General features: G+C 62.3%; 27 protein-coding genes. 8 read left to right on the top strand and 19 right to left on the bottom strand.

Annotation, left to right across the window (positions count from 1 at the left end):
• Positions 1-104: 104 nt before the first annotated feature.
• The 5 genes from cutA to AC5ZGW_RS25045 all read right to left on the bottom strand — a co-directional run bounded on the left by cutA (position 105) and on the right by AC5ZGW_RS25045 (position 5,793).
• A complete protein-coding gene (gene cutA, locus AC5ZGW_RS25065) occupies positions 105-2,498 on the bottom strand; it encodes an aerobic carbon-monoxide dehydrogenase large subunit (protein ID WP_130225647.1) in 2,394 nt (797 codons plus the stop codon).
• The gene (locus AC5ZGW_RS25060; RefSeq protein ID WP_245474688.1) at positions 2,498-3,025 is read right to left on the bottom strand and encodes a (2Fe-2S)-binding protein; all 528 of its coding nucleotides are present in this window, start codon (positions 3,023-3,025) and stop codon (positions 2,498-2,500) included. The genes cutA and AC5ZGW_RS25060 overlap by 1 nt, the downstream gene beginning before the upstream one ends.
• Positions 3,025-3,903 (bottom strand): FAD binding domain-containing protein, encoded by an 879-nt coding sequence (locus tag AC5ZGW_RS25055; protein WP_130225648.1) that lies wholly within the window; start codon positions 3,901-3,903, stop codon positions 3,025-3,027. The genes AC5ZGW_RS25060 and AC5ZGW_RS25055 overlap by 1 nt, the downstream gene beginning before the upstream one ends.
• Positions 3,904-4,041: 138 nt before the next feature.
• On the bottom strand, positions 4,042-4,806 hold the full coding sequence (locus AC5ZGW_RS25050; RefSeq protein ID WP_130225649.1) for an alpha/beta fold hydrolase: 765 nt from the start codon (positions 4,804-4,806) through the stop codon (positions 4,042-4,044).
• Positions 4,807-4,821: 15 nt separating this feature from the next.
• On the bottom strand, positions 4,822-5,793 hold the full coding sequence (locus AC5ZGW_RS25045; RefSeq protein ID WP_130225650.1) for an isopenicillin N synthase family dioxygenase: 972 nt from the start codon (positions 5,791-5,793) through the stop codon (positions 4,822-4,824).
• 355 nt (positions 5,794-6,148) lie between these two features.
• Here AC5ZGW_RS25045 and AC5ZGW_RS25040 point away from each other — a divergent pair, with 355 nt between their 5' ends.
• Positions 6,149-6,526, top strand: a complete 378-nt coding sequence (locus tag AC5ZGW_RS25040; protein ID WP_130225651.1) for a BA14K family protein — start codon at positions 6,149-6,151, stop codon at positions 6,524-6,526.
• Positions 6,527-6,594: 68 nt separating this feature from the next.
• On the opposite strand, the gene AC5ZGW_RS25035 is transcribed toward AC5ZGW_RS25040, so the two are convergent.
• From AC5ZGW_RS25035 to AC5ZGW_RS25020, 4 genes are all read right to left on the bottom strand, one after another.
• A complete protein-coding gene (locus tag AC5ZGW_RS25035) occupies positions 6,595-6,807 on the bottom strand; it encodes a hypothetical protein (protein ID WP_028163304.1) in 213 nt (70 codons plus the stop codon).
• Between the two features lie 206 nt (positions 6,808-7,013).
• Positions 7,014-7,178 (bottom strand): hypothetical protein, encoded by a 165-nt coding sequence (locus AC5ZGW_RS25030; RefSeq protein WP_165435189.1) that lies wholly within the window; start codon positions 7,176-7,178, stop codon positions 7,014-7,016.
• Between the two features lie 119 nt (positions 7,179-7,297).
• Positions 7,298-7,471 carry a hypothetical protein gene (locus AC5ZGW_RS25025; RefSeq protein WP_155255129.1) on the bottom strand — a complete coding sequence of 58 codons (174 nt, stop codon included), beginning with the start codon at positions 7,469-7,471 and terminating at the stop codon, positions 7,298-7,300.
• Positions 7,472-7,537: 66 nt separating this feature from the next.
• Positions 7,538-7,984 (bottom strand): baeRF12 domain-containing protein, encoded by a 447-nt coding sequence (locus AC5ZGW_RS25020; protein ID WP_130225652.1) that lies wholly within the window; start codon positions 7,982-7,984, stop codon positions 7,538-7,540.
• Here AC5ZGW_RS25020 and AC5ZGW_RS25015 point away from each other — a divergent pair.
• Positions 7,961-8,410 carry a hypothetical protein gene (locus AC5ZGW_RS25015; RefSeq protein WP_245474689.1) on the top strand — a complete coding sequence of 150 codons (450 nt, stop codon included), beginning with the start codon at positions 7,961-7,963 and terminating at the stop codon, positions 8,408-8,410. The two genes, AC5ZGW_RS25020 and AC5ZGW_RS25015, sit on opposite strands and share 24 nt — an antisense overlap.
• A 37-nt stretch (positions 8,411-8,447) precedes the next feature.
• Here AC5ZGW_RS25015 and AC5ZGW_RS25010 read toward each other — a convergent pair whose 3' ends face one another.
• The 5 genes from AC5ZGW_RS25010 to AC5ZGW_RS24990 all read right to left on the bottom strand — a co-directional run bounded on the left by AC5ZGW_RS25010 (position 8,448) and on the right by AC5ZGW_RS24990 (position 14,656).
• On the bottom strand, positions 8,448-9,398 hold the full coding sequence (locus AC5ZGW_RS25010; RefSeq protein ID WP_130225653.1) for a c-type cytochrome: 951 nt from the start codon (positions 9,396-9,398) through the stop codon (positions 8,448-8,450).
• A 160-nt stretch (positions 9,399-9,558) separates the two neighbouring features.
• Entirely contained in the window at positions 9,559-10,836 is a 1,278-nt protein-coding gene (locus tag AC5ZGW_RS25005) for a cystathionine gamma-synthase family protein (protein ID WP_130225654.1), read from the bottom strand.
• 164 nt (positions 10,837-11,000) lie between these two features.
• Positions 11,001-11,771: an SDR family NAD(P)-dependent oxidoreductase gene (locus AC5ZGW_RS25000; RefSeq protein ID WP_130225655.1), complete on the bottom strand. Its 771-nt coding sequence runs from the start codon at positions 11,769-11,771 to the stop codon at positions 11,001-11,003.
• A gap of 49 nt (positions 11,772-11,820) precedes the next feature.
• Entirely contained in the window at positions 11,821-13,314 is a 1,494-nt protein-coding gene (locus tag AC5ZGW_RS24995) for an aldehyde dehydrogenase (RefSeq protein WP_207231012.1), read from the bottom strand.
• 121 nt (positions 13,315-13,435) lie between these two features.
• A complete protein-coding gene (locus AC5ZGW_RS24990; RefSeq protein WP_130225657.1) occupies positions 13,436-14,656 on the bottom strand; it encodes an ABC transporter substrate-binding protein in 1,221 nt (406 codons plus the stop codon).
• 287 nt (positions 14,657-14,943) lie between these two features.
• Between AC5ZGW_RS24990 and AC5ZGW_RS24985 the strand changes: the two genes are divergently transcribed.
• A complete protein-coding gene (locus AC5ZGW_RS24985; protein ID WP_130225658.1) occupies positions 14,944-15,687 on the top strand; it encodes an IclR family transcriptional regulator in 744 nt (247 codons plus the stop codon).
• Between the two features lie 16 nt (positions 15,688-15,703).
• Here AC5ZGW_RS24985 and AC5ZGW_RS24980 read toward each other — a convergent pair whose 3' ends face one another.
• Genes AC5ZGW_RS24980 through AC5ZGW_RS24970 form a run of 3 tightly spaced genes read right to left on the bottom strand, consistent with a single transcriptional unit; the run spans position 15,704 to position 19,446 of the window.
• On the bottom strand, positions 15,704-16,936 hold the full coding sequence (locus tag AC5ZGW_RS24980) for a c-type cytochrome (protein WP_130225659.1): 1,233 nt from the start codon (positions 16,934-16,936) through the stop codon (positions 15,704-15,706).
• Positions 16,929-18,707 (bottom strand): GMC family oxidoreductase, encoded by a 1,779-nt coding sequence (locus AC5ZGW_RS24975; protein ID WP_130225660.1) that lies wholly within the window; start codon positions 18,705-18,707, stop codon positions 16,929-16,931. The genes AC5ZGW_RS24980 and AC5ZGW_RS24975 overlap by 8 nt, the downstream gene beginning before the upstream one ends.
• A 10-nt stretch (positions 18,708-18,717) precedes the next feature.
• Positions 18,718-19,446 (bottom strand): gluconate 2-dehydrogenase subunit 3 family protein, encoded by a 729-nt coding sequence (locus AC5ZGW_RS24970; protein ID WP_130225661.1) that lies wholly within the window; start codon positions 19,444-19,446, stop codon positions 18,718-18,720.
• Between the two features lie 119 nt (positions 19,447-19,565).
• Here AC5ZGW_RS24970 and AC5ZGW_RS24965 point away from each other — a divergent pair, with 119 nt between their 5' ends.
• Entirely contained in the window at positions 19,566-19,787 is a 222-nt protein-coding gene (locus AC5ZGW_RS24965) for a hypothetical protein (protein ID WP_130225662.1), read from the top strand.
• A gap of 124 nt (positions 19,788-19,911) precedes the next feature.
• Here the strand turns inward: AC5ZGW_RS24965 and AC5ZGW_RS24960 are convergent, their stop codons facing one another.
• A complete protein-coding gene (locus AC5ZGW_RS24960) occupies positions 19,912-20,409 on the bottom strand; it encodes a winged helix-turn-helix transcriptional regulator (RefSeq protein WP_130225663.1) in 498 nt (165 codons plus the stop codon).
• A 222-nt stretch (positions 20,410-20,631) separates the two neighbouring features.
• On the opposite strand from AC5ZGW_RS24960, the gene AC5ZGW_RS24955 reads away from it, so the two are divergent.
• From AC5ZGW_RS24955 to AC5ZGW_RS24940, 4 genes are read left to right on the top strand one after another with little or no spacing between them, the layout of a single operon-like run.
• Positions 20,632-21,270: a hypothetical protein gene (locus AC5ZGW_RS24955; protein WP_130225664.1), complete on the top strand. Its 639-nt coding sequence runs from the start codon at positions 20,632-20,634 to the stop codon at positions 21,268-21,270.
• Positions 21,271-21,307: 37 nt separating this feature from the next.
• Positions 21,308-21,790 carry a (2Fe-2S)-binding protein gene (locus AC5ZGW_RS24950; protein WP_130225665.1) on the top strand — a complete coding sequence of 161 codons (483 nt, stop codon included), beginning with the start codon at positions 21,308-21,310 and terminating at the stop codon, positions 21,788-21,790.
• Positions 21,791-21,795: 5 nt separating this feature from the next.
• Entirely contained in the window at positions 21,796-24,165 is a 2,370-nt protein-coding gene (locus AC5ZGW_RS24945) for a xanthine dehydrogenase family protein molybdopterin-binding subunit (RefSeq protein WP_130225666.1), read from the top strand.
• The gene (locus AC5ZGW_RS24940; protein ID WP_130225667.1) at positions 24,162-25,016 is read left to right on the top strand and encodes an FAD binding domain-containing protein; all 855 of its coding nucleotides are present in this window, start codon (positions 24,162-24,164) and stop codon (positions 25,014-25,016) included. Before AC5ZGW_RS24945 ends, AC5ZGW_RS24940 begins: the two co-directional genes overlap by 4 nt.
• On the opposite strand, the gene AC5ZGW_RS24935 is transcribed toward AC5ZGW_RS24940, so the two are convergent.
• Entirely contained in the window at positions 24,996-25,499 is a 504-nt protein-coding gene (locus AC5ZGW_RS24935) for a winged helix-turn-helix transcriptional regulator (protein WP_130225668.1), read from the bottom strand. The genes AC5ZGW_RS24940 and AC5ZGW_RS24935 overlap by 21 nt on opposite strands.
• Positions 25,500-25,606: the final 107 nt, after the last annotated feature.

The raw sequence follows: 25,606 nt of genomic DNA, 5'->3' as shown, positions 1-25,606 counted from the left end.
TCTCGCGCCTGTCTTTCCACGTCATTGCGAGCGTAGCGAAGCAATCCATGTCTCCACAAGCGGTGAGATGGATTGCTTCGCTGCGCTCGCAATGACGGCGGGCGTCAATATCCAGCAGTTTCCAGCGCGTGTGAGATCATGTTCGGCGACAGCGGCACGTGGTGAAACTTCAGCGTACCGAATGGACGCAGCGCGTCCTCCACGCCTGATGCGACGACAGCGCCGACCGCGATGCAGCCGGCCTCGCCGACGCCCTTGACGCCGAGCGGATTCAGCGGCGTCGGCGTCTCCAGGTGCAGGATCGAGACATTGGGAATCTCGGTCGCGTAAGGCACCAGGAAATCCATCAGGCTGGCATTGGCGAGATTGCCGTCGGCCTGGTAGTCGAGATGTTCATAGAGCGCACCGCCGATCCCCTGCGCGATGCCGCCGAGCACCTGCCCCTCCACGATCATCGGATTGATCATGTTGCCGCAATCGTGGATGCAGACGTACTTCCTGATCTTCACGGTGCACAGGCCCGGGTCGACCTCGATGATCGCGCCGTGCACGCCATAGGCCCAGGTGGATTGGGATGGACTGTAATAGTCGGTGGCCTCCAGTCCCGGCGCCTGGCCGTCCGCGAGCGGCGGCCCGTCATGCTTGCTCGCCGGCGCGAACTGCGTTGCCGCCTGCGCCGCCTTGTTGAAGGCGTAACGCAGCGGATTGCTCGCGGTCGCGATCGCCGCCAGCGGCGCAAAGCGGTTCGAGCCTTTCACCCAGGCCGCAGAATCGCGCAGCTCGATCTGGTCGGGGTCGACGTCGAGCATGTTGGCAGCGGCTTCGATCACCTTCTTGCGCACGGTGAGCGCGGTCTTGTGGATCGCGTTGCCGCTGACAACGGCGGCGCGGCTGGCAAAGGTCGCCACGCCCCAGTCGAACGCCTTGGTGTCGCCCTCGACCACGATAACGTCCTGCGGACTGACGCCGAGCTGATCGGCGACGATCTGCGCGAACACCGTGTCGTGCCCCTGCCCCTGCGTGCTGAGGCCGGTGTTGACGTAGACCTTGCCGGTGATCGGGTGGATCTTGACGTGGCCTCCCTCGTAAGGACCGAGCCCCGTGCCCTCGACGTAGCAGGCGAGCCCGAGCCCGAGATAACGTCCCTCGGCGCGCGCCTTCGCCTGCTCGGCGGCGAAACTTTCCGTGCCAAGCTCGGCTGCGGCCATCGCCAGCGCCTTGCCATACTGGCCGCTGTCGAGCGTCACCTTGAGCCCGTCGGCGAACAGCAGCCCCTCGCGCTCATAGGGAAATTCCTTCTCGGCGATCAAGTTGCGGCGGCGGATCTCGAAACGGTCGAGCCCGAGTTCCTCGGCGAGCTGATCCATCGCGCGCTCGATCGCAAAGCACGCCTGCGGCCGGCCGCAGCCGCGATAGGGCGTCACCTGCACCGTCGGCGTATAGACCGCCTTGAACTCCACGAAGATGTTGGGGATGCGGTACGGCCCCGCGATCGAGGTGGAGGCGACCTGCGCCACCGCGATGCCATAGGGAATGAAGGCGCCGGTGTCGTGCAGGAAGAAATCGCGAAGGCCGATCACTTCACCGGTCCTGAGCGCGGCGAGCTCGATCGTGTGGATCTGCGTCCGCTCCTGCGAGGAACCCAGGAAGTTCTCGCGGCGATCCTCGATATATTTCACGGGGCGCCCGAGCCGCATCGCCGCCATCGGCACCAGGAGTTCGTCCGGATAGAACAGCAGCACCTTCTGCCCGAAGCCGCCGCCGACGTCAGGCGCGATGACGCGGACCTTGTCCTCATCGAGCTCGAACACGGATGCAAGCCCGCCGCGCACCGAGATCGGCGCCTGTGTGCCGTCCCACACTGTGAGTTCACCGGATACCGCATCCCAGCGCGCCGCGACCGCGCGGCACTCCATCGGGGCCGCCGTCGAGCGATCGACTTGCACGGTGATCTTGGTAGTGTGCTCGGCACGGGCAAAGGCGTCGTCCGGATTGCCGCTGATCTGGATGAAATGCGCCGCCAGATTGTTCGGCACGTCGGCATGCACAAGCGGCGTGTCGTCGGTCAGCGCCTTCGCCAGGTCCATCTCGACTGGCAGTGGTTCGTACTCGACCTCGATCAGTGCTGCAGCATCTTCGGCGGTATAGCGATCGACGGCGACCACCATTGCCACGGTCTGCCCGACATAGTGGACATCGCCGCGCGCTAGCGGACGCTGGGTCTTCGGATTCTTCATCGAGGGATGCGGAATCAATAGCGGCATCTCGACATCGAGAGTGCCGATATCGTCGCTGGTATAGATAGCCGCGACGCCCGGATGGCACTTCGCTGCCGATGCGTCGATGGAGACGATCCGCGCCCGCGCATGCGGGCTGCGCAGGAAAGCGACGTGCAGCGCGTCCGGCAGCGGAATGTCGTCGACGAAGGCCCCCTCGCCCCGCAGCAGCTTGGGATCGATGTTGCGCTCGACGCGCGCTCCGAACTGGCGTGTCGACATCAGGCCCGTCCGAGCAGCTCAGCGGCACGGCGCACCGCGGCGATGATGTTGAGATAGCCAGTGCAACGGCAGAGATTGCCCGAGAGCAAATCCCTGATGCCTTCGTCGGTGAGATCAAGCTTTCCCGGCTCCTCGAAGCGGGCGACGATGTTCATCACCATGCCGGGCGTGCAATAGCCGCATTGCAGGCCATGGCACTCCTTGAACGCCTGCTGCACCGGATGCAGCGTGCCGTCAGCCGATGCGACCGACTCGATGGTGCGGATATCGTAACCATTCGCCTGCACCGCCAACGTCAGGCAGGAGCGGCCGGCCCTGCCGTTAAGGAGCACCGTGCAGCAGCCGCAGACGCCGTGCTCACAGCCGACATGGGTGCCGGTCAGCCTCAGCTCGTGCCGCAGGAAGTCGCTCAGCAGCAAGCGGACGCTGACGCTGCGACTGACGGCCTCGCCGTTGACCGTCATCGACACGTCGACCTCGGCATCGGCGGAGCGGTCCGGAATCGCGGCCTTCATCGTTCGCGCCATCAGGCGGTCTCCATCTGCGTGGCACGTTGCGCGGCTGTCGTCACGATCCTGCGGATCAGCGTGCCGAGCGCCCTGCGGCGATAGGTTTGGGACACATGTATCTCGTCGGGCTGTGTCACGGCCGCACCGGAGGCCGCCACCGCGGCGTCGAGATCGGACGCACCGAGCGCGGTGCCTGTGAGGATATTCTCCGCCTCCTTCAAGCGCACTGGCGTATCCGCGATGCCGCACGCCGCAAGCTGCACGCGCGACGCATGGCCGCGATCGTCAAGCGACAGCACGCAGCCGACGCCGGCAATTGCGTAGTCGCCGTGACGCCGGGTCACCTCGTCGAAGGCCCATCCGGCGCCTTTCGGCAGCACCGGAAAGCGCGCCTCGGTGATGATCTCGTCCCGCTCTCGGGCCGTGGTGAGGAACGACTGAAAGAAATCCTCGGCCGCAATCTCGCGCCACCCCGACGGCCCCTGCGCGATCACGGAGCCGCCGAGCAGCACCAGCAGCATCGGCATTTCGGCGGAGGGATCGGCGTGGCAAAGGCTGCCAACCAGCGTGCCGCGGTTGCGGATCGGCACATGGGCAACATGCTGCATGACCTCAGCGACCAGCGGATTGACGCCCGCGACGCCCGCATCGAGTTCGAATTCGCGGTGGCGGGTCATCGCCTTCACGACAATGACGTCGGCGCCGACCTCGATGCCGCGGAGATCAGCCACATGCTGGATATCCACCAGCGTGGATGGATTAGCGGCACGAAAATTCATCGCGGGCAACAATGTCTGCCCGCCGGCGAGCACGACCGCGTCGGGATCGCCGGCCAGAATGCTGATTACCGCTTCGATTGATGCTGGCGCCTGATAGCCAAAGATGGAGGGCTTCATCTGATCTCTTCAGCTCGCCAAAACTGCGGTCAGGATAGGTGGCGCGAAAATGCTGTCAACGAAGTGAAATGAGCACCATTTGCCCACAAATGAAGCATCGATCTGGCCCCCGCGATTGAATCGCGGTCGCGAGATCAGTCACAGCGTGCGGGCGTGCGCGGCAACCGCCTTCATAAATAGTGCAACGAGCTCATCCGGCTGCGAGAGCTGCGGCGCGTGGTCGCTGTCGAGGCCGTAGACTTCGAGGCACGGCGACAATTCCTGCATCTTCCGCTGCAGTGGCAGGTGCACCGAGCGATCCTCGCGCGCCTCGATATAGACGCGCGGCACGGTGCCGAAGCGCTCGCCCGACAGCTTCAGTTGCGAGCGGCGGCCGCCTTCAGGCTGCGGCGTCAGGCGACGCGCGGCGGCCTCCGCCAACTCGCGATCCGCCTTCTGGTAGAACACCTCGACCGCGGAGGCCGGATCGATACGCGACAAGAGACCTGCCTCATCATAGGTGACACGCGCATGCGCGCCGCGCATCCATGGCTCCAGATAGCGCTCGTAGAACTGCAGCACGGACATCCCGTCAGGCAGCATGAACGCACAGAGGAAGATCGCGAGCGCGATCCGTTCCGGGCGCAATTCGCAGGCCTGCGCGGCCGCGGTGCCGCCCATGCTGTGCCCGACCATGATGATCGGACCTTCGGTCGTGTCGATGATGTCGACAACATGCGCGGCGTAGCGCTCGAGATTGACCTCCTCGGGCGGTAGCGGGTTGTGGCCGTTGCCCGGCAGGTCGACGGCAACAGCCTCGTGCCCGAGCGCCTTCAGGCGCGGGACGATGGTCTCCCAGGCCCAGGCGCCCTGCCAGGCGCCGTGGATCAGGATGAAGGTGTAGCGCGGGGTTGGAGCGGTCATGGCGGCGACGACAGACTACTTGTAGGTCCGCTTGTACATCGCGCGCATATGCTCCTCGACCGTTACAGGGGGGTATTTCGGCTGTTCATCCGGTGCAAGGCAGGTCGGGATGCATTCGACCTTGTGGGCGTAATTGCCGGTGTAGAAGAACGGCACCGAATAGCGCTCGTGGCCTGATACGTTGACCACGCGATGCAGCGTCGAGCGGTATTTGTCGTTGGTCCAGCGCGCGATCATGTCGCCGAGATTGACGACATAGGTGCCGGGCACCGGGTCGGCGTGGATCCAGCCGCCGGTGGCCTGGTCCCAGACCTGCAGGCCGCCGATATCGCCCTGGCGCAACAGCGTCAGCCCGCCGAAATCGGTGTGCGCGCCGGCGCCCTTCTGATCCGGATTGCCGCCAGCAGGCTGCGGCGGATAGTGCAGCAGCCGCACAGTCGCCATCGCGTCAGTGCAATAGCCTTTGAAATAATCCTCAGGAAGATCGAGCGACAGCGCGATGCCGCCCATCATGCGGGCCGACAGATCCAGCATCACGTTGAGATAGGCTTCCATCACCGGCTTGAAGTTCGGCCGCGACGATGGCCACTGGTTGGCGCCATGATTGAACATGCCGGCGAGCACGCGCGGATCATCAGGCGCATGCTCAGGCCCGACATAATAGCCCTCCTTCAGATCGGGCGGCGCACCGGGCTCCAACGTCTGGCCCTGCAGCGGCTCGTAACCGCGATTGGCCTTCGAGCGTGACTTGTCAACCTCGGCCTTTGTCTCGGGCGATAGATCGAAGAACGCAGCAGCCTCGGCGAAGACGTCGGCGACGAGCTTTTCATCGACGTCATGGTTCGAGATATAAAAGAAGCCGTTGTACAGACAGGCGGCGCGCAGCTTGGCGGCAACCGCTTTGCGATCCGACAGGTTTGGCGACGACAGGCCGGAGATATCGATCACCGGCAGACTGGACTGCGAAACCCGTGCCGCTTCGAGCATGTTGGTTACCCTCCTTCGCGCGGCCGCCTCACGACCATGAAGCGCTTCCCTCGTCCGCTTCTAGGTAGCGCGGCGAGCGCGATCACGCGCGCTGAAAGTTTCGGCAAAAATTGGCGCTTTCGGCTCAAAAAAGCATCCGAAGGCGAATCGGATTACACGACAGAGATGCAACGGAGCCCTTCATATTCGCACGTGAGGGCCGACTGATCTTGTGATGACCGCAGGGGCGGAATCTTGTAGTGGGAGTTAACGCTTCGCTGGCTCTCTGTCGTCGCGAGCGGGAAGTCCCCGGGAACCGTTCGGCAGCACGGCCGTTGTGTTCCCAACCAAACAAGAAAAGGAGCAAGCCGTGAACATGCGTAGGATTTTCTTGATGGCCGCCGCCACAGCGCTGACGATATCGGCATCCCTACCTGTTCGAGCCGCGCCCATGACGACGTCCCCCGTGGCACAAGAGTCTTCGGTACAGCAGGTGCAATACCGTCGCTACCATGGTGGTCCCGGATACCGCCACTACGGTTACCGCGGCGGGTATGGACATGGACGTGGATACGGAACCGGCGCCGCGGTGCTTGGCGGACTCGCCGCCGGCGCCATCATCGGCGGTGCCATTGCATCCAGCCAGGCACAGGCGGCAAACGCCCAAGCTTACTGCGCGCAGCGCTTCCGCTCCTATGATCCCGCCTCAGGCACCTATCTCGGCACCGACGGCTACCGTCATCCCTGCCCGTAACGAGTCCTAGCCGAGCGCAAGCGTCATTCCAGGATGCGTGCGCAGCACGCAGCCCGGTATCTCCCTGCCTACGACGGAAAGTCGGCCGGCTTCACCTCCAGCCGATCGGCGTGCAGGGTCCAATCACGAACCCCGTGTATCTCGCAGAATTTCTGCTTGGCGGCGTCTACTGCTTGCGCGTCGTCCGGCACGTCGAGATCCACCGTGCATTGGCAGACATCGCCGACCTGGCCGTTCTCACCGAGCACATTTTTGTAGAATCGGGCAATGAAGCGCGCCATCCGCGTAGCTCCTCTTTTCCTCTGCTAGCTGAACCAGCCCGCGAGGCCCCGCGTTGATCTCGCGCAAGTCGAATAGGCGATGAGCTGATTTGAAATTGCAACGCAGATCTCCACCCAAGAGCGGAACCATCGGACGCGGTCTTCCATGCCCAAACTTTCCGCAGCAGCGCCAAAGCGCGATGTGATTTTCGGAAAATTGCGTTGGATCAGGACGGTTTGCGATCCGCTCGGGTGGAACGCAGCAGCCCCTCCTTCGCTTCCTCATCCGCCAACAGCTTGAGAACGACGTCGCGCTCCGCCTCGCTGATGTGCGGATCGTTCAGCTTCTTCCTGAACAGCGCGAGATTCTGATTGTGAATGAATTTCTCCACGGGACCAACCTCCATCCGCGGAATTCGAGCATCACAACAATTGTTGCGTCTTACCGCATGGAGGTCTGAGAGACCAGACGATTTCGAGCGACGCTTAGCCACACTGCATCACATGCACATCACTCCTCGAATGCCGGCGAGGCCGGCGCATCAGGGGAATCGCGTTCGACCGGCTCATTCTCGCCGAGCGGCTCATCGCGCTCGACATCAACCTGATCCTGATCGATCAAGCCGGGCGCTTCATCGGCCTGATCAGCCGGTTCGGCGCCCCGCTTCCGAGGAACAGCGGACATCATTGTCTCCCGCAGAGACGCGTGAGAACACGTTATGCGTCAAGATCGGCGGGCATCGCCCGCGGATCATCCAACCAGATGCCTTTCGATTTCGCCGACAGGATGCTTGGTGAGATCCTTGTCGAACTCGGCCAGGATATGCCGTTTCACGTCAGCATGAAAGGCAACTCGAAGCTCTGCCAGGGTTCGCGGCGGGGCCACGACGACGAGGGCCTTTGCCTTGCCGCTGCGGATGACCTGCTCGGCGGCGGCCGCCACCTGTCGCGCGAACCGATGCTCTTCGAGATCATGCCAGTCTACCGGCTCGACCGTACTTCGCTGCCCCGAACCGGGCTTCCTCGTGCGTCCGGGCCGCTCGCTGCCCTGATCATGGGTCGAGGAATTTTGCTGCTCAAAGACCTGCTCGGTCTTCAGATTGGGGAATTTCTCATCGCCTTCGTTGCGGAGGAACAGCGCTTTCCGCCCGTCGCCCACGAATACGATGGCGTCATGCGGAATCTTGAGTTTAGCCATGATGAACCTCCGGTACCTGTCTTCAATCTGCCGAACGGCGCGGAACGAGGCCGTAGCCGCGCACAATTCAACAACGACGACAGGCTATCTCGGAGCTTTTCTCCGCCGTTTGTTCTGGATCAAACCATCCGGATAGATCGCGCGCCATATGACGGTACCGGCCGTGGGGGCATTTCGCCTCCGCGGGCCCAAAACCTTGCGTTAGATCAAATCGTCCGATTCCAGATCTTCGACAAAGAGCGGATGAGACATTTCATCTTCGTCTGCCCCAATACCCATCTCAACGTTCAGCACAGCCTGGACGAGGATGATAATACCGATCAGAACGAATTCACGGCGGTAAGCTGCCCTGCCTGCACGCGACTGCATTTTCTCAGCCGCAAGACCGGCCAACTACTGGGCGCGGATTCAACCCCGAAAAGCTAGCCGTCATTCTAAGGATGCGAGCGCCGCACGGAATTGTTCAGGCTGCGGGCAGATGCGTCAGATACTCATAGACAGCGCGAAGGTCTTCATCTTCCATCCTGCCGATCGGCTGCCACGGCATCCGATTGCCGAGGGTGTGACCGTTCGGATCGACACCAGTGCGCATGGTGGCGACGAATTCCTGGAATTTCCACTCCTTGACGACATTGAGATCGGGCCCTAGCGGGGCGAGCTGGCCGGGTTTGCCACCGGTCAGATCTTTGCCATGGCATTCGCGGCAGTCCTGATACGAGATGAGATATTCGCCGTATCGTGACGTGGGGCCTTTTGGTGGCGCGGTCACATGGTCTGTTGAGACGGGCTTGCCTGCTGGCAGCATGCCAGCGCCCAACATCGCGATGCCCAGCATCGTGAGACGATCGGCCGGATTTCTCGTCTTTTCTCCTGCAGCAGGCAGACTGCGGAGATAGGCAATCACCGCTTTGGTGTCCGCGTCGCTCAGCTTTCCGGCGTTGGTGTAGGACATGATGACCAGCCAATCCCCTTCGGGAGCGACCCCGTTGCGAATGGCGCGGAAAATATCGCCGTCCGACCACCGGCTTAATTGCCCGACCGGTGTGAGGTTGGCGGCTATAAACGAACCGATCGGCAACGAGATATCCTTACCGAGATCCGCGCCGCCGGTGAGCGTGTCGGTCCTGGTATGGCAGCCGCTGCAAAAGCTGTCCGCGATCGTCTGGCCGCGCCGGATTTGCTCCGCGGTCCCTGCAACCTTCACGTCCACGCTTGGCGCGCTGCGCGCGTGCAGCTTGAACAGCCCGATGGTCAGCAGCACGCTGATCGAGAAAGCAATGACGGAAGCCAAAGCCGCCAAACCTGCTCCGCCCCATTTGACAATTGGTTTCTTCGATCGCCAGTTACGAATACCTGAGCATGCCAGCAATCCCGCTATGACGATCAACGCCGCAGGCTCGAGCCATTCGAACATTCTGTATTGCCCCCAAATCAATGCGTTCGACGATGAAATGTCGACCGCTGCAGACGCTATGGGGCGCGCGATACGAAATAATTTCGAGACCGGCCTATCGCGTTACAGGTGTAACGTGCACGGCATCGCGGTTGAGCCAGCGCCTCCCGTTGCGTCGCACCTATGCCGCGATCAAAGCTTGCGCGATATCCGCGATCAGATCGGAAGGATGCTCGATGCCAACAGACAACCGGATCGTGGAGTCGAGCACGCCTATCCTTTGACGGATGTCGGACGGGACGCCCGAGTGGGTCATGGTTGCGGGATGGCTTGCAAGCGACTCGGTGCCGCCCAGGCTCACCGCCAGTTTCAGGATTTTTAGCGCATTCAGGAATTTGAAAGCAGCCGTCTGGCCGCCGACAATATCGAATGAAAACGTGGAGCCTGCTCCGCTGCATTGCCTCGCGAACAGACGGCCGGCCGCGGAATCCTCGGCGTGGTGGGCAAGATAATGGACGCGCTCCACTTTGGGATGATCGCGCAGATAATCCGCCACAAGGTGCGCATTTCTGTCAGCCTTTTCCATCCGCAGGCTCAGGGTTTCGAGCGACCGGCTGATCATCCAGCAGGAATGGGCATCCAGTTGGGTGCCGATGGCGCCTCGCAACGCCCTGATGTCCTTCATCAGGGCCTTTGAGCCGAGCGCAGCACCGGCGATCAGGTCGGAATGGCCTCCGACATATTTGGTCAGCGAGTACAGGGAGAGATCAGCACCATGCTCGATCGGCCGCTGAAACAACGGCCCGAGCAGCGTATTGTCGCATGCGACGATCGGCGTGTGGCCCTGGACCTCGCCGATCAGCTCGGCGATACGGCGGATCATCGCGATATCGACCAGGCCATTGGTGGGATTTGCCGGGGTTTCGATGAAGATCATCGTCACTCGGCCCCTGCGCATGGCGTCCTCCGCCGCGTGCCTGACCGCGGCCTCATCGAGGCCATCGGCGAAGCCCACGGCACCGATGGAGAGCTTCGCAAGCGTGTTCGCAAACAGCGTTTCCGTCCCGCCATACAGCGGTTGGGAATGCAGGATCACATCGCCAGGGCGTGCGAAGGCCAGGATCGTCGTCGAAATCGCCGCCATGCCGGACGAGAACAGCGCGCAGTTCTCGGTGCGCTCATAGACGGCGAGCCTGTCCTCCACGATCTCACTGTTGGGATGATTGAACCGCGAGTAGACCAGGCCCGCGCCCATCCCCTCCGGCGGTTCGCGCCGGCCCGCGACGAAATCGAAGAAGTCCTTGCCGTCTTCCGCCGTCTTGAAGACGAAGGTCGAGGTCAGGAAGACCGGGGGTTTGACGGCTCCCTCCGACAATTGCGGATCATAGCCGTAGTTCAGCATCAGCGTTTCCGGGTGCAGGGTGTGGTTGCCAATGCGCGTCTTCGTCGGTTTCACCATGGCTCGCTCCTTTGGGGGAACACCTTACCCGGCGCCTGTCTACGGCGGTATGAAGTCTCCTATGGCTATAACGCCAGAATGGCCAGATCGAGCCCGTCGATGCGGGCATAATTCGGCGGATGGCACAATCGAAAGCCATCCGCCCTCGTTCTGATCATCAGAACTCAGCGAGCCGTGAATCCGCCATCGATCGGAAGCGCAACGCCGGTCACGAACGAAGCTTCATCCGATGCCAGCCAAAGTGCCGCATGCGCGACTTCCTCCGCCTTGCAGAGCCGTCCCATCGGCACGGACGCGAGCAGGCGCGCCTGATTGGCGGCGGCCTCGGCAGGATCACCCGAACGCCCCGTGAATCCAGTCTTCATGGGCGTATCTGCAAGCCCGGGGCAAACGGCGTTGACGCGCACATTGTCCGCGGCAAAGCGTTGCGCCAACGACTTGGTCAGCCCGACCACCGCGAATTTCGCCGCTGAATAGACCGGGCTGAACATCGAGCCGACCAGTCCCGAGACGGATGCCGTGAAGATCAGCGATCCACCGCCCCGCTTGCGCATATGCCCAATCACTTCGCCCGCTGCCAAGGTGGCGGACGTGACGTTGAGCGCCATCGCGGCTTCATAGGCCGCCAGATCGAGATTCTCCACGCCGGCCGGGCCGGGAATTCCGGCATGAGCCCACATCACGTCGATGCCGCCCAATAGCGCCGCCGCATCGTTCACCGACCGTCGCGTTTCTTCCGGCCGTGACAGATCCGCCTGAAGCGTTTCGATGGTGTAGCCCTTGGCACGCATGTCCGCGGAGAGCTGTGCCAGCGCATCGCGGTTGATATCGACGGCGACGACCTTGGCCCCTTCCCTCAGGAAGACCTCGACACCGGCACGTCCCATCCCGGATGCGGCGGCCGTTACCACCGCGAGCTTGTTTGCCAAACGCATGATCGTCTTCTCTTCTTGTTGGATTTAACGAGAGGTGCTGTGCTTGATTTTAGTTGGCATAGGCGTTCGGAAAACGCCCGGTCGTGCTGACCACCGTGGTGCGGGTTTCGAGATAGGAATCGAGCGCTTCGATACCGTTCTCTCGGCCCCACCCGCTGCCCTTGAAACCGCCATAAGGCGTCGACCAGCGAATGAAGCGATAGGTGTTCACCCACACCATGCCGGCGCGAATCCGGCTGGAGACGCGATGGCCGCGTCCGATGTCCTGGGTCCAGAGGCCGGCCGTCAGTCCGTATGCCGTGTCGTTCGCGATCGCGATCGCCTGCTCCTCATCGTCGAACGGAATCAGCGCGGCCACGGGGCCAAAAATCTCCTCGCGGGCGATCCGCATCTCGTTGGAGACGTTGGCAAAGACAGTTGGCTGGACGAAGTAGCCGTCGCCATGCACGCCGCCGCTCAGCCGGCTTCCGCCGGTCACCAGTTCAGCGCCGTCGGCCCGTCCGATATCGATATAGGACAGTGTCTTGGCGAGTTGCTCCTCGTGCGCCTGGGGGCCCATATGCGTGGCTTCATCCAGCGGAGGACCGACCCGCACCTGAGCCGCGCGGCGCGCAAATTCTGCGACGACCTGATCGTAGATCGGCCTCTGAACCAGGACCCGCGAGCCGAGCGCACAGCTCTGTCCGCACAGCGTCCATGCGGAATTGGTGGCCGCGTTCAGCGCCTGTTCGAGATCGGCGTCAGCGAAAATGATATGGGGCGACTTGCCGCCAAGCTCGAAAGTGAAGCGCTTCATCGTGTCGGCGCCCGCACGCAGAATGACCTTCGCCGTCGCGCCCTCGCCGGTGAATGCGATCTTGTCGACGCCCGGATGGGTGACGAGCCGCTCACCAGCGCCATCCTTCCCATATCCGGGAACGATGTTGACTACCCCAGGCGGAAACCCGGCTTCGTCAAACAATTTTCCGAGTTCAAGCGAGGTGACCGGCGTCTGCTCTGCCGGCTTCAACACGACAGTGCAACCTGCCGCGAGTGCCGGACCGAGCTTCCATGCCGCAGCCATGAGCGGCACGTTCCATGGCGTAATCGCGCCGACCACGCCGACCGGCACGCGGGTCGTAAATGCGTGCACGCTGTCGTCGAATGGAATGGTGCGGCCGGCATGCTTGTCCGCCAATGATGCCCACCAGTGATAGCCATAGGTGTGGCCGCCAATATCGGCACGTGACTCCCGCAGCGCGCGGCCGGAATCCGTTGTTTCCAGAACCGCAAGATCAGCGGCGCGCTTCGCATAGAGGTCAGCGAACTTGCGCAGCAGTGCGGCGCGCTCGTGCCCGGGCATGCGCCCCCAAGGACCGTTCAGTGCTTGTCGCGCCGCCGCGACGGCGCGGTCGATATCACCGGGGCCGCCGAAGGCGACGCGAGCCCAGGGGCGTCCCGTAGATGGATCGATGCTTTCGAGAAAACCGCCGTCTTCAGGCGCGCCCCACGAGCCGCCAATATAGAGATGATCGTAGCGGATGAGACGATCGGATTTCAGCACGGATTGATCCTCCACAGGTCAACGCAAAATCTCGGAGCAGCCCCGCCATGCGGCTCGCCGCAAGGCAGGCGCGGCTCTCGCTTGAATTTCCGGCTCGCTCGCGTTCGACCGAGCCGGACACTCACTTCACAAGGGGGCAACCGCCGTCCTTGAGCGGACGGAATGCCGCTTCGGCAGGAATGGTCGAAACGATCTTGTAGTAGTCGTAGGGCTTCTTCGATTCGCTGGGCGTCTTGACCTGGATCAGCATCATGTCGTGAAGAACGCGACCGTCCTCGCGCAGCGACGTCTTTCCGAACAGAGGATCGTCAAACGTGCCCAGCTCGCGCATCGCCTTGACGACGGCGGCGCCATCACGCGGCGATCCCACCTTTGCGACGGCGGTCAGATAGGCCAGCGTCGCGGAATATGCTCCAGCCTGGTTCATCGACGGATAGCGCCCGTTGTTCCGAGCCGCGAAGCGCTCGCCAAAGCTCCTCGTCTTGTCGTTCAGGTCCCAATAGAACGCGGTGGTCAGTTGGAGGCCTTGCGCCGTCTTCAGGCCAAGCGAGTGAATGTCCGAGATGAACAGCAGCATCCCTGCGAGCTTCTGCCCGCCCTCAATGATGCCGAATTCGGAGGCCTGCTTGATCGCCTTGATCGTATCGCCACCGGCATTGGCGAGCGCGATGATCTCGGCGCGCGACGCCTGCGCCTGAAGCAGGAAGGACGCGAAGTCGTTCGAATCAGTCGGGTGCTTGACGCTGCCGACGACCTTGCCACCGTTCGCGTTGACGACGGCGCTCGCATCGCGCTCCAGCGAATGCCCGAGGGCAAAGTCGGCCGTGACGAAGAACCAGGTCTTGCCGCCGGCCTTGGTGATGGCATCGGCGGTACCGTGCGACAACGCCCAGGTATCGTAGGTCCAGTGCACCGAATTCGGCGTGCAGGACTTGCCAGTCAGATCCGACGTGCCCGATGCGGTGAACAGCGCGACTTTGTTCAACTCCTGAACGAGGGGTGCGACGGCCAGCGAGATCGCGCTCGTCGGCAGGTCAACGACCGCATCGACATTCTCCGTGTCGAACCATTTGCGGGCGATGCCGCGCGCCACGTCCGGCTTGTTCAGCGCGTCGCCGCTGACAACCTCGATCTTGAACTTCTCCGAACCCGGCAGCTTGTTGAAATCCTCGACCGCCATCTTGGTCGCTTCGGCGGCCCCCATGCCCCCGATGTCCGAGAAGATGCCGGACATGTCGGCGAGCACGCCGAGCTTGACACTGGTCTGAGCCAAGGCGGCCGAGGCGGTCACCATGCAAACCGACGCCACCGCCGATGCAACCAAATTCCTGAATGCAGCCATGAAAGGTCCTCCCCCGTGGGCTTTCGCTGATGGTGGCAGCCCCAGCCTTCAACGAAATTCTTTATTGTGAATTCACAAGACACGTATATGAATTTCAAGTCAAGGCGTTTCGATCCGACCTCTGAGCCGAAGTCCACAGGACGCGCTGGCTCAAATTCCGGGACGAGCTTCCGGCTGAGCGGATGATGCTATGACCGTGGAGTCGCCAATCAGCGGCTGAGTAAGCGGGAGTTGTTGTTCGACGTGACGGAGCAACCAACCTTCGCGGAGAAAGATGCGGGTTTCGTATGTTGGTCAGGCAGGCTGCTAACGTTCTCGAGCTGCTGGAGTACTTTGCGCGCCGCAAACGACCGGCGACGCTGGCCGAGATCTCGGACGATCTGGGCTGGCCGCGCTCCAGCACCTTCAATCTTGTCGGCACGATTGTCGACAAGGGATGGCTCTACGAGACGCGAGCGCGAAGCGGCTACTATCCAAGCCCGCGCTGGCTGACGCTGGCGCGCGCCGTTGCGGACGCGGCGCCGCTTCCAGAAGTCGCCTATGCACTCGTGGCAGAAATTGCCAAGGAGACCGGAGAGACCACGGCGATCGCGGCCCTAGCGGGCACCTCTGCGATCTTCCTGCATGTCGAGGAATCCGGGCATTCGGTGCGCTACTTCGCTCAAGTGGGCGACCGGGTGCCGGTGTATGCAAGCTCGGTGGGAAGGGCCATCCTGGCGCAGCATTCTCCCGAAGAACGGCGGGCCATCTATCGCAAGATCAAGTTCGAGCCGTTTTCCGAAACCACGCCCGTGAGCGCCGACGCGGTGGAGGCTGAACTCGAGATCGCGGCCAAGCGCGGGTACCACCAGAGTTCGTCGGAGTACATTCCCGATCTGGCAGGCGTCGCGCTTTCCCTTCCGCTCAGTTCACGACAGCTCTCGATCGTCGTTGCCGGACCGACGTCTCGGTGCCTGGAACGAAGAGCACTGACGGCAGCAACGATGCAGCAAGCATTGCGCCGCTTCGCGTCCGAGCTGGAAAGTAATTGAGATTTACGGCCAAGGCTCAGTTCGTCCTGGCTTCGAGCGCCTCGCGTTCTCGCTTCACCTGGTCCTCGCTGACCGGCGCGGCCTTGCCCCAGTGGTTGCGGACATAGCTGGCGACAGCCGCGACCTGCACGTCGTTAAGCTGCCAGCCGAATGCCGGCATTACAGGGCCGGTCGGTTCGCGATCCGTCGCCACGCTCTGCGCGCCCTGCAGAATCACCCGCAACACTGTCGTGGGATCGCCCGTGTTGACGGTTGCGGCTTGCGAGAGATTCGGGATCAGGTTCGGAACTCCGGTGCCATCCGACTTATGGCATGCTGAACAGAGATCCTGATAGATCGCGCCGCCGGCCGCGAGCACTTTCTGGTCAGCAGACGAGTTGTCCGCCACGGGCTTTGGCCCGGTCACGTCCTTCAGGTAGGTCGCCATGGCCTTGACGTCCTCGTCGCTCAGCCTCGACGTCGAGAGGTCTACGACCTCGCCCATCAATCCCGCAGCCGCCGCAAAACGGTTATGGCCGGTCTTCAGATATTGCGCGAGATCTTCGACGGACCAGGTTGCAAGCGGCCCCTCCCCGCTGGTGATATCCGGCGCGACCCAGCCCTGCAGCGTGTAGCCCTGCAATAGCGCCGATGTCTTGTCGCCACCCAACCAGGTCTTGGGCGTGTGGCAGGCGCCGCAATGCCCTGGTCCCTGCACGAGATAGGCGCCTCGATTCCATTCCTTAGATTTCGAGGCATCCTCGCGAAACTCTCCCGGCGTGAAGTAGAGCTTGTCCCAGGCCATCATCGCCGTCCGGATATTCAAGGGGAATGGCAGCTTGTTGGAGACAACTGCGTTGTGAACGGGAGCGACGGTCGAGAGATAAGCGCGGATGTCCTTGACGTCCTCGCGCGACATCCGCGTGAAATACGGAAACGGCATGGCCGGATAGAGCCGCTTGCCGTCCCGGCGTATCCCTCGCCGTACCGCCGCGTCGAACTCCTCGTCGCTCCACGCGCCGATCCCGGTGTCCCGATCAGGCGTGATGTTTGGGGAAACCAGCACGCCGAACGGCGTCTCGATCGCTCGCCCACCGCTGAAGGGACGATCGCTTCCCGGGACCGTGTGGCAGCTTCCGCAGTCGGCGGCATTGAGGAGGTAGCGGCCGCGCTCCACCGCTGCGAAATCCTGCAAGCTCGCGCTTGTGGCCGCGGACCCGCCAACGACGAGCGCGATGCTCGCAAGCACGAACCGCAGCCTTCTAGCCATCGATCAACTGTCCCGGTTTCTTGAGATATTTTCCGCGGATCGCATCTGCTGCCCAGTAAGTCAGCGCCGCGACCGTGTCCGTCGGATTGTAGCCGGCGTTTTGCGGAAAGGCGCTCGCGCCCAGCACGAACAGGTTCGGCACGTCCCAGCTCTGCAAATAGCGGTTCAGCGCGCTGGTGCCGGGATCGGTGCCCATAATCGCACCGCCACACAGATGCGTCGTCTGGTACTTGGTGATGTCGTAGGGTGCCTTACGATATTCCTTCTGGACCTGCCGCGCGCCCATTGCCTGGAAGATTTCGGCGAACTTGTCGGTCAAGAACTTGTTCTGCTTGATCTCGTTGTCGTGGAAATCCATGGTGATTCGCGCCAGCGGTCGGCCGAAGCGATCCTTGTAGGTCGGATCGAGATCGACATAAACGTCGCGATAGCTGTACATGCTGCCATGCACGCCGGTTCCAGGCTTGAGCGCGCTGAGATAGTTCTCCTTCACTGCCTTCTTCCATTGCGCGCCCCATCGCGGCGTTCCCGGCGGCACCGGAGTGGTCTCGATCGGCCGACCGTTGGTCTGCACCTGCCCCATATAGCCGCCGCCGACGAAGCCATGCGGCCCGTGATCGAAATTGTCGCCGTTGAACTCGTCGATGCACATTCCGATCGCGCCGGAGGCGATGAAAGGATTGAAGATGAATTTGGCAGGGTCGAAGAAGCTGACGACGTCGGAGATCGTCTGGTGCGTGAAGTTGCGGCCGATCACGCCGGTGTTGGCTGCCGGATCGTAAGGCTTGCCGATCCCGGACAAGAGAAGCAGCTGCACATTGAAGATGGTGTAGGCCGATAGCACCACAAGATCGGCCGGCTGCTCCCATTCATTGCCGGTGGTATCGACAAAGGTGACACCGGTTGCGCGTTTGCCCGAACCGTCAAGGCTTATCCGCGTCACCTCGCTGTTGTCGCGCGCCGAAAAATTCGGCTTACGCATCAGCGCGGGCAGGATCGTGGTCTGCGGGGAGGCTTTCGAATAGTTGCCGCAGCCGAACCATTCGCAGAAACCGCAATACGTGCAGGGACCAAGCCGCACGCCGAGCGGGTTCTGATAGGGGCGCGACATGTTACCCGATGGCTGTGGGAATGGCTTGTAACCGAGGTCGCGGGCGGCCTTGGCAAACAGCGTGTAGCTGAACGGTTGGTCTTGCGGCGGATTTGGATAGGGCCTCGAGCGCGGCCCTTCGAAAGGATTGCCGCCGTCGATGATCTTGCCTTTGATGTTGCCGGCCTGGCCTGACGTGCCGCAGAGATACTCGAACCGGTCGTAATGCGGCTCGAGCTCGTCATAGGTCACACCCCAGTCCTGGATCGTCATGTCTTCGGGCAGGAAGCTCGCGCCATAGCGTTCCGTCAGATGCGTGCGCAATACGAAATCCGACGGCAGGAAACGCCAGGTCTCCGCGTTCCAGTGCACGCCTCCGCCGCCGACCCCGTTGGGCGGCATGAACGCACCCCAGCTACGGATCGGCAGCGCCGTCTGATTCATCTTGTTGCGGAAGGTGAAGGTGGTCTGGTCGGGACGCAGGAAGAGTTCGTGTCGAATCCGGAACCGCAGTTCGTCCGCCGCATAGCCCGGCGGAAAATCGGTGGCGGTGTTGCGCCAGGGTCCGCGCTCGATCGCAACCACATCGAGGCCTGCATCGGCAAGCTCGTAGGCCATGATCGACCCGGTCCAACCGAGGCCGACGATCACGACATCCTTTGGCGGCAGTTTGCGGGCCATTGTTCGGCGCTCACGATTTTGCAGGGGTCCAGTCGGCGCGGCCGGCGATACTCACGGGCGGGTACGGATAACGCTCGTTGTGCCGCATCACCCAGTCGCGATAGTCGTAACGGATGCCCGGAAAGCCGATCATCTTCCATCCGACCATGTCGCGATTGCCGCCGTGGATCGGATCGGCGAAAAAACCTTCCGGTACGTCCTTCAATAGCGCATCGAAGAATCCCTGCGCGTCGACGCCGTCGAATTTTGCATCGCCCGCCTCGATCTTCTTCAGCAGTTCATCCTGCTCGTTGATGTTCAATTCGGCAAAAGCCCTGCCGCCGTGGTTCGATCGGCAGAAGGCGTCGAGCCCCGCCAGCCCCTTGCGATAGAGCTGCGCGTGCGAAAGCTCCGATTGCGGCCCCTGCTCCTTGATGCCCTTCACATGCGGGCCGAGCGTGTACAATCCCTCGTTCGATCCATAGGGCCCCTTGAGTTGCCGATCGATGAAGACGGCGCAGCCGGCATCCTTTCCGCCTGGCGTTTCCGGATCTGGCGGAATGATCCGATCGACGATTGCTTCCATCGCGCGGGCCTCGTCGGCGGTGAAGAATTGCCAGGGTCCTGGCCGCTCGATCTCCGGCGCCGAGTTCGGAAATGGCGCCCAAGGCACATGATCGCGGATGACGGTCGCGCGTGTCAGCGACGTGGTGCCGACAAGCCAGGCTGCGAGCGAAAATAAGAACGATCGCCGTCGCATGGGAGGTCCCATCGAGCTACCTCGGCCAACGTCGGCGCCGTTCGCCGGTTCCTAATTCTTTGGTAGGAACGTCGCTCCCGCCGCGGCGTTACGCCGGAAAACACCGAAAGGAGCACGCAATGACACGCATGCCACGCATGCTATGTCTTGCCATCACGATCGCGATCCTTGGTGCCGCTCCGGCGATGAGCCAGACCAAGGAGCAGCAGGCTCGGGAATCGACCGGTATGGCGAACTCCCAAAAGCAGCTCGGCGGGCTGAAGAAGGACCGAGAGATCAGCCATCAGATCTTCCGTGCGCAGACGCGGCACCATTATCATACGATGGCCCGGCATACCTGATGTTTACCTGAGGTGACCATCCACGAGCAATACGCTGAAAATGCGACTTGCTCAGCGTCACCAAGGATAGGCTGTGAGATGCCGGAGCGTTGGTCGCCGTGAGCGCAACGAATGAAGCTGGCTATCACCGCGATCCATTGAACTTCGTCAGCCGCCAGCGCACGAGATCGTCGGCGCCCGGACCGGCCTGCGGCCGTACATCCCGCAGGCGGACAACTTCACCTGATTTTTCGTCGACAAGAGCAAGCTTGACCGCCCGCCCGCTGCTCTGATTGATGAATTTCAGCGGCGGACCTTTGTCGCCAGCGATCTGCCATTTGTCGCCGACCTGCGCAAGTGCCTGGATCACGAGAATAATGTCCGCTCCCTTTCGCGTCAGAACGTATTCATAGCGGTCGGGCCCGGTCTGATACAGCCGCCGCTCAATCAGCTCATTCTCCTCGAGATGCTTGAGACGATCGGACAGCGTGGCGTGGGTGACGCCGGTCGACTTGCGCAGGTCATCGTAGCGGCGCAGCCCAAGACCGAGGTCCCGCAGGATCAGCATTGCCCAGCGGTCGCCGACGGCGTCCAGAACGCCGGCAATCGAGCACACCATTCCCTCGAAACTCTTCGAGCGCATTCGTCATACCCCCTCGCAAATCGCTCTAATAATTAGAGTAATTTCGATGTGCGCACAACCCTTGCAAATCTCTTGCTTTCTGCTCACTCTTATCATTAGAGTTAAAGGTCTCATTAGAACTCTTGGATCGGAAGGAAACAGCTATGGCAGATCTCCGCGATCTCGTTCTGGATGCCCATGGCGCAGCGCAATGGAAACGGTTTCGCGGCATTGAGGGGCGACATGTCGATCGTTGGTTCGCTCTGGGCCGGAAAAGGCTGGCCTGAGGTGCTGAAGGACGTTCGCGTCACGGTCGATATCCCCGGCCAGCAGCTCAGCTACGAGCCATTCACCGCCGACGGCCTGCGCAGCTTCTATCGGCCCGATCTGGTTGCAATCGATACTGTCGAGGGCAAACGCCTGAGAGAGCGGAGCAGTCCGCGCGCTTCTTTTGCCGACCACACCCCAGCCACCCCATGGGACGATCTGCACCTCGCCTATTTCAGCGGCTATGCGATGTGGAACTATCTCAACACGCCCTTCATGTTCGCATTGCCGGGCTTTTCGACCGAGGAGATCGAGCCTTGGAACGAGAGCGGAGAGACGTGGCGCCGGCTCAAAGTGACCTTCCCCAGCTCAGTTGCGACACACTCTCACCAACAAGTCTTCTATGTCCGCGCCGATGGGCTCATTTCGAGGCTCGATTATTTCGCTGATGTGATCGGCGGCGTTCCGACCGCCCACTACGTGTCCGACTATCGCGACTTCGACGGCATCAAGATCCCGGCCAAGCGTCGAGCCTATCGCCGCAATGCAGACGGCACTCCCATGACAAACGGGATCGGCGTCGCCATCGACATCGCCGCCGTCAGGTTCTTCTAACGAGATACGCGGTCGCCGGACCGCGACGGGAGGATATATGGTCGAAGCGGAAAAACGTCACACGGTGACGATCGAGATCAACGGCATCCGCCGTACGCTCGAGGTCGAAAGCCGTAAGCTGCCGGTCCACTTGATCAGGGACGATCTCGGCCTGACTGGCACGCATATCGGCTGCGACACCTCGCAATGCGGCGCCTGCACCGTCGAGATCGATGGACAGGCGACAAAATCATGCACCGTGCTCGCCGTCATGGCTGACGGCGCCTCGATCACGACGATCGAGGGCGTGTCGCCGGCGGGATCGCCCCTGGATCCGGTGCAGACCGCCTTCCATGAGCATCACGCGCTGCAGTGCGGCTTCTGCACGTCGGGAATGATCATGAGCGTGCGCCAGTTGCTGCGCGCTCATCCCGATCCAAGTGAAGACGACATCCGCCACGGCATAGCCGGCAACATCTGCCGCTGCACCGGCTATCACAACATCGTCCGCGCCGTTGAGTCCCTCGTTGCAAAGGGCTGATCGCCATGAACGCAACCGTGCTCCCCTACATCGGCCAGCCGCTGAAGCGCCGCGAGGATTTCAAATTCCTCACCGGCAAGGGCCGCTATGTCGACGATATCAGGCTGCCCGGCATGCTCCATATGGCGATCGCGCGATCGCCGCATGCGCATGCCATCATGAAGAACGTCGACCTTGGCGCGGCCAAGGCAGCGCCGGGCGTTCGCCTTGCCCTCTCCGGTCAGGATCTTCAGGGCAAGATCGGTCCGATTGTTCCGAACTGGGTCATGCCCGGCACCAAGGTGCCGTTTCGCCCGGTTGTCGCCATCGATCGCGTGCGTTTCGTCGGTGAATGCGTCGCGCTGGTGGTGGCGGAGACGCAAGCGCAAGCCTATGACGCCGTCGGCCTGATCGACGTCGATTATCAGGTGCTGCCTGCGGTCATCGACGAAGAAGCCGCGATCGCCGCCGACGCGCCGCAGCTTCATGACAACGTGCCCGGCAACATCACGACCGTGTACAAGGTGCGCGGCGGGCACTATGCCACGGCCGTCCGCGGAGCCGATCAGGTTCTCAAGCTGCGCCTCGTCAACAACCGCCTGATTCCGACCTGCATGGAAACGCGCAGCGTGGTCGCCGCGCCCGAGCCCGACGGCACATTGACGGTGTACATGCCAAGCCAGGTCCCGCAGATGCATCGGCGCTGGATCGCCGAGACCGTCGGCATTCCGGAACACCTATTGCGCGTCGTCGCGCCCGATATCGGCGGCGGCTTTGGTGCCAAGATGCATCTTTATCCGGAGGAGCTGCTCTGTCCGCATCTCGCGCGCGAACTCGGCGTACCAGTGAAATGGTGGGAAAGCCGTTCCGAGAGCCATCAATCGACCAACCATGGCCGCGCCCACACTGAAAATATCGAGGTGGCGATCAAAAATGACGGCATCATTCTCGGACTGAAAGTCGAAACGCTCGGGAATGTCGGAGCCTATCTCTCCAACATGGCGAGCGGTGGGCCGACCGTTAACACCGTCAATTTCGGCACCGGCAATTATAGAATCGCGAACTACGAGGCGACGTCGCGCGTCGTCGTCACCAACACCGTGCCCGTCGATGCCTATCGTGGCTATGGCCGGCCGGAGGGCGCCTATATCGCCGAGCGCGCCATCGACGCCGTGGCGCGTCATCTGAATCTGGATCAGGTCGAGATCAGGCGGAAGAATTTCATTCAGCTCGCCGATTTTCCCTACCGGCCCTATGGAGGCATGGCCGTGATCTACGATAGCGGCAATTATCAGGGCCTTCTCGACAAGGCCCTCGCCGCTTTCAACTACGACGCTCGCCGGAACGAACGCGACACCTTGCGCCGCGACGGCATCTACCGCGGCATCGGCGTTGCCGCGTACACGCATATGTGTGGCATGGCGCCGTCGCGGCGTCTTGCGCTGATCGGATTCGATCGCGGCGGCTGGGAGAGCGCGCGGGTTGCGATCGATTCCAGCGGCCGCGCCACGGTGTATTCGGGTTCGATGAGCCAGGGCCATGGCCACGTCACCTCGCTGTCGCAGATCGCCGCCGACGTGCTGCAAATCGCGATCGAGAACATCGACGTGATTCAGGGCGATACCCGCCAGGTGCAGGCTGGCCACGGCACCTTCAACTCGCGTTCGATGGCAGTGGGCGGATCGAGCCTGCATGTCTGCTCGGAGCGCATCGTCGCGAAAGCAAAGAAGATCGCCGCGGGCATGCTGGAGGTCGACGAGAAGGACGTCGCCTATGCCGCGGGCCAGTTCAGTGTGCCCGGCACCGACATCGCACCTCTGGCCTTCGGCAAGGTCGCGCGCATGGCCTATGTCGGACACAAGCTCCCCGATGGGGTCACGCCTGGCCTCGACGAAACCGTCTTCTACGATCCGACCGGAATGAGCGCGCCGTCCGGCGTCCATCTTGCCTATGTCGAGGTCGATCCCGAGACCGGGATCGTCGACATCATCGACTATGTCGCGGTCGACGACGTCGGCACGTTGATCAATCCGCTGCTGGCGGCGGGCCAGATCCACGGTGGCGTCGTGCAGGGCATTGCCCAGGCACTCTATGAAGAGGTCAGCTACGATCCTGACAGCGGACAGCTCCTGACCGGCTCGCTGCTCGACTACGCCGTGCCGCGTGCCGAGCATGTGCCCAGCATCACCTCGCTGTTCCAGGAGACCCCCTCCCCGACCAATCCGATCGGCGTCAAAGGCATCGGCGAAAGCGGCTCGATTGCGGCGCCGCCCTGCATGGTTCACGCCGTGCTCGACGCGTTGTCGCCCTTCGGCATCAGCCACCTCGATATGCCGCTGACGCCGCCGCGCATCTGGGCGGCGGTCCAGAGCGCGCGCAACGGAGCAGGCCAATGATCCCTGCGCCCTTCGACTATGTTCGCGCGGGCTCGCTCGCCGAGGCGATCGATCTCCTGCGCCGTGATCCAGACGGCACGAAGCTGGTCGCCGGAGGCCACACGCTGATCCCGACGCTGAAGCTTCGGCTTGCTTCGCCAGCGCTGCTCGTCGATATCCGCGGCGTCGCGGAAATGAAAGGAATCCTGGTCGGCGAGGACACCATCAGCATTGGCGCGCTGACGACACATGCCGAACTGCTTGCATCCAACGCGCTACACCAGGTGCTTCCGATCTTCCGTCAGGCGGCCAATTTGATTGCCGATCCGCAGGTGCGCAACCGCGGCACTATTGGTGGATCACTCGCCAATGCCGATCCCGCAGCCGATTGGCCGGCCATCGTGATCGCGCTGAAGGCGGAACTGGAGGTCGCAAGCGCCAGCGGATCAAGACGCGTAGCGGCGAATGACTTTTTTGTCGATATCTTCTCCACGGCGCTGGAGCCCGACGAGGTGCTGGTCGCCATCCATATTCCGCGCCCGGCGGCGGATACGCGCTTCAGCTATCGGAAAATCCGGCATCCTGCGAGCGGCTATGCCGTCGTCGGTGTGGCTGCCGGCGTGCGCGTCAACGTCGGCGTCGCCGCAGACGTCTCGATCGGCGTCACCGGCGCGGCGGGGCACGCATTTGCGGGAGATGTCGCGGCAAAATTCCTGGCTGGCAAGGCATTGTCACAAGGAAATATCGGAGAGGCCGCGAGGCTCCAGAGCGCAGCGACCGAGTGCCTGTCGGACCGCTACGCATCGGCCGAGTATCGCGCCAGCCTGGTCAGAACGGAAATAACGCGCGCGCTACTTGCTCTTGCTGCGTGAGGCGCGTTGGGGCGGTTCGGTCGTCTTCCCGGCCGAGGCCGCGCCGCCGAACCGCTTGCGGTTGAACGGCACGGCGCCGGCTCCCGGGACCACCTCGATGTCTTCGAGACGCAGCGGCTTGCCGCCGGCCGTCCGCAGTTCCGGATACTCGATCGGATGTCCGGCGCGGCGCTCACGAAAAACCACCTGCGGCCCCTCCGGCTCTGCGAGCCAACTGTCCCCCCATTTCTTGAGTGCAAGATAGGCGGGGAAAAAGTCGCGCCCTTTGTCGGTCAGAACATATTCGTATCGGCCGGCGTGCTCGGGCAACGGCACACGAGCCATGACGCCTGCCTCGACAAGTTTCTTCAGCCGACTGCTCAGGATATTGGGCGCCACGCCGACATAGTACTCGAATTCGTCGAACCGCTTCACACCATAATAGGCCTCTCGCAGGATCAGGATCGTCCAGCGATCGCCGACGATTTCCATGGCTCGCGCCATGGAACATTCCTTGTTTGCGAGACGGCTTTGCTTGACGCCGGACATAGCTCTCTTCAGCTCCGAACTCGAGCCCGTACCATATTGGGGCGAGTTCGCGTATGTCCAGT

It is taken from the genome of Bradyrhizobium sp. Crot121 (assembly GCF_059512385.1).
Note: the sequence above shows the minus strand (reverse complement) of the source record. Positions and strands in the feature narration are given on the sequence as shown.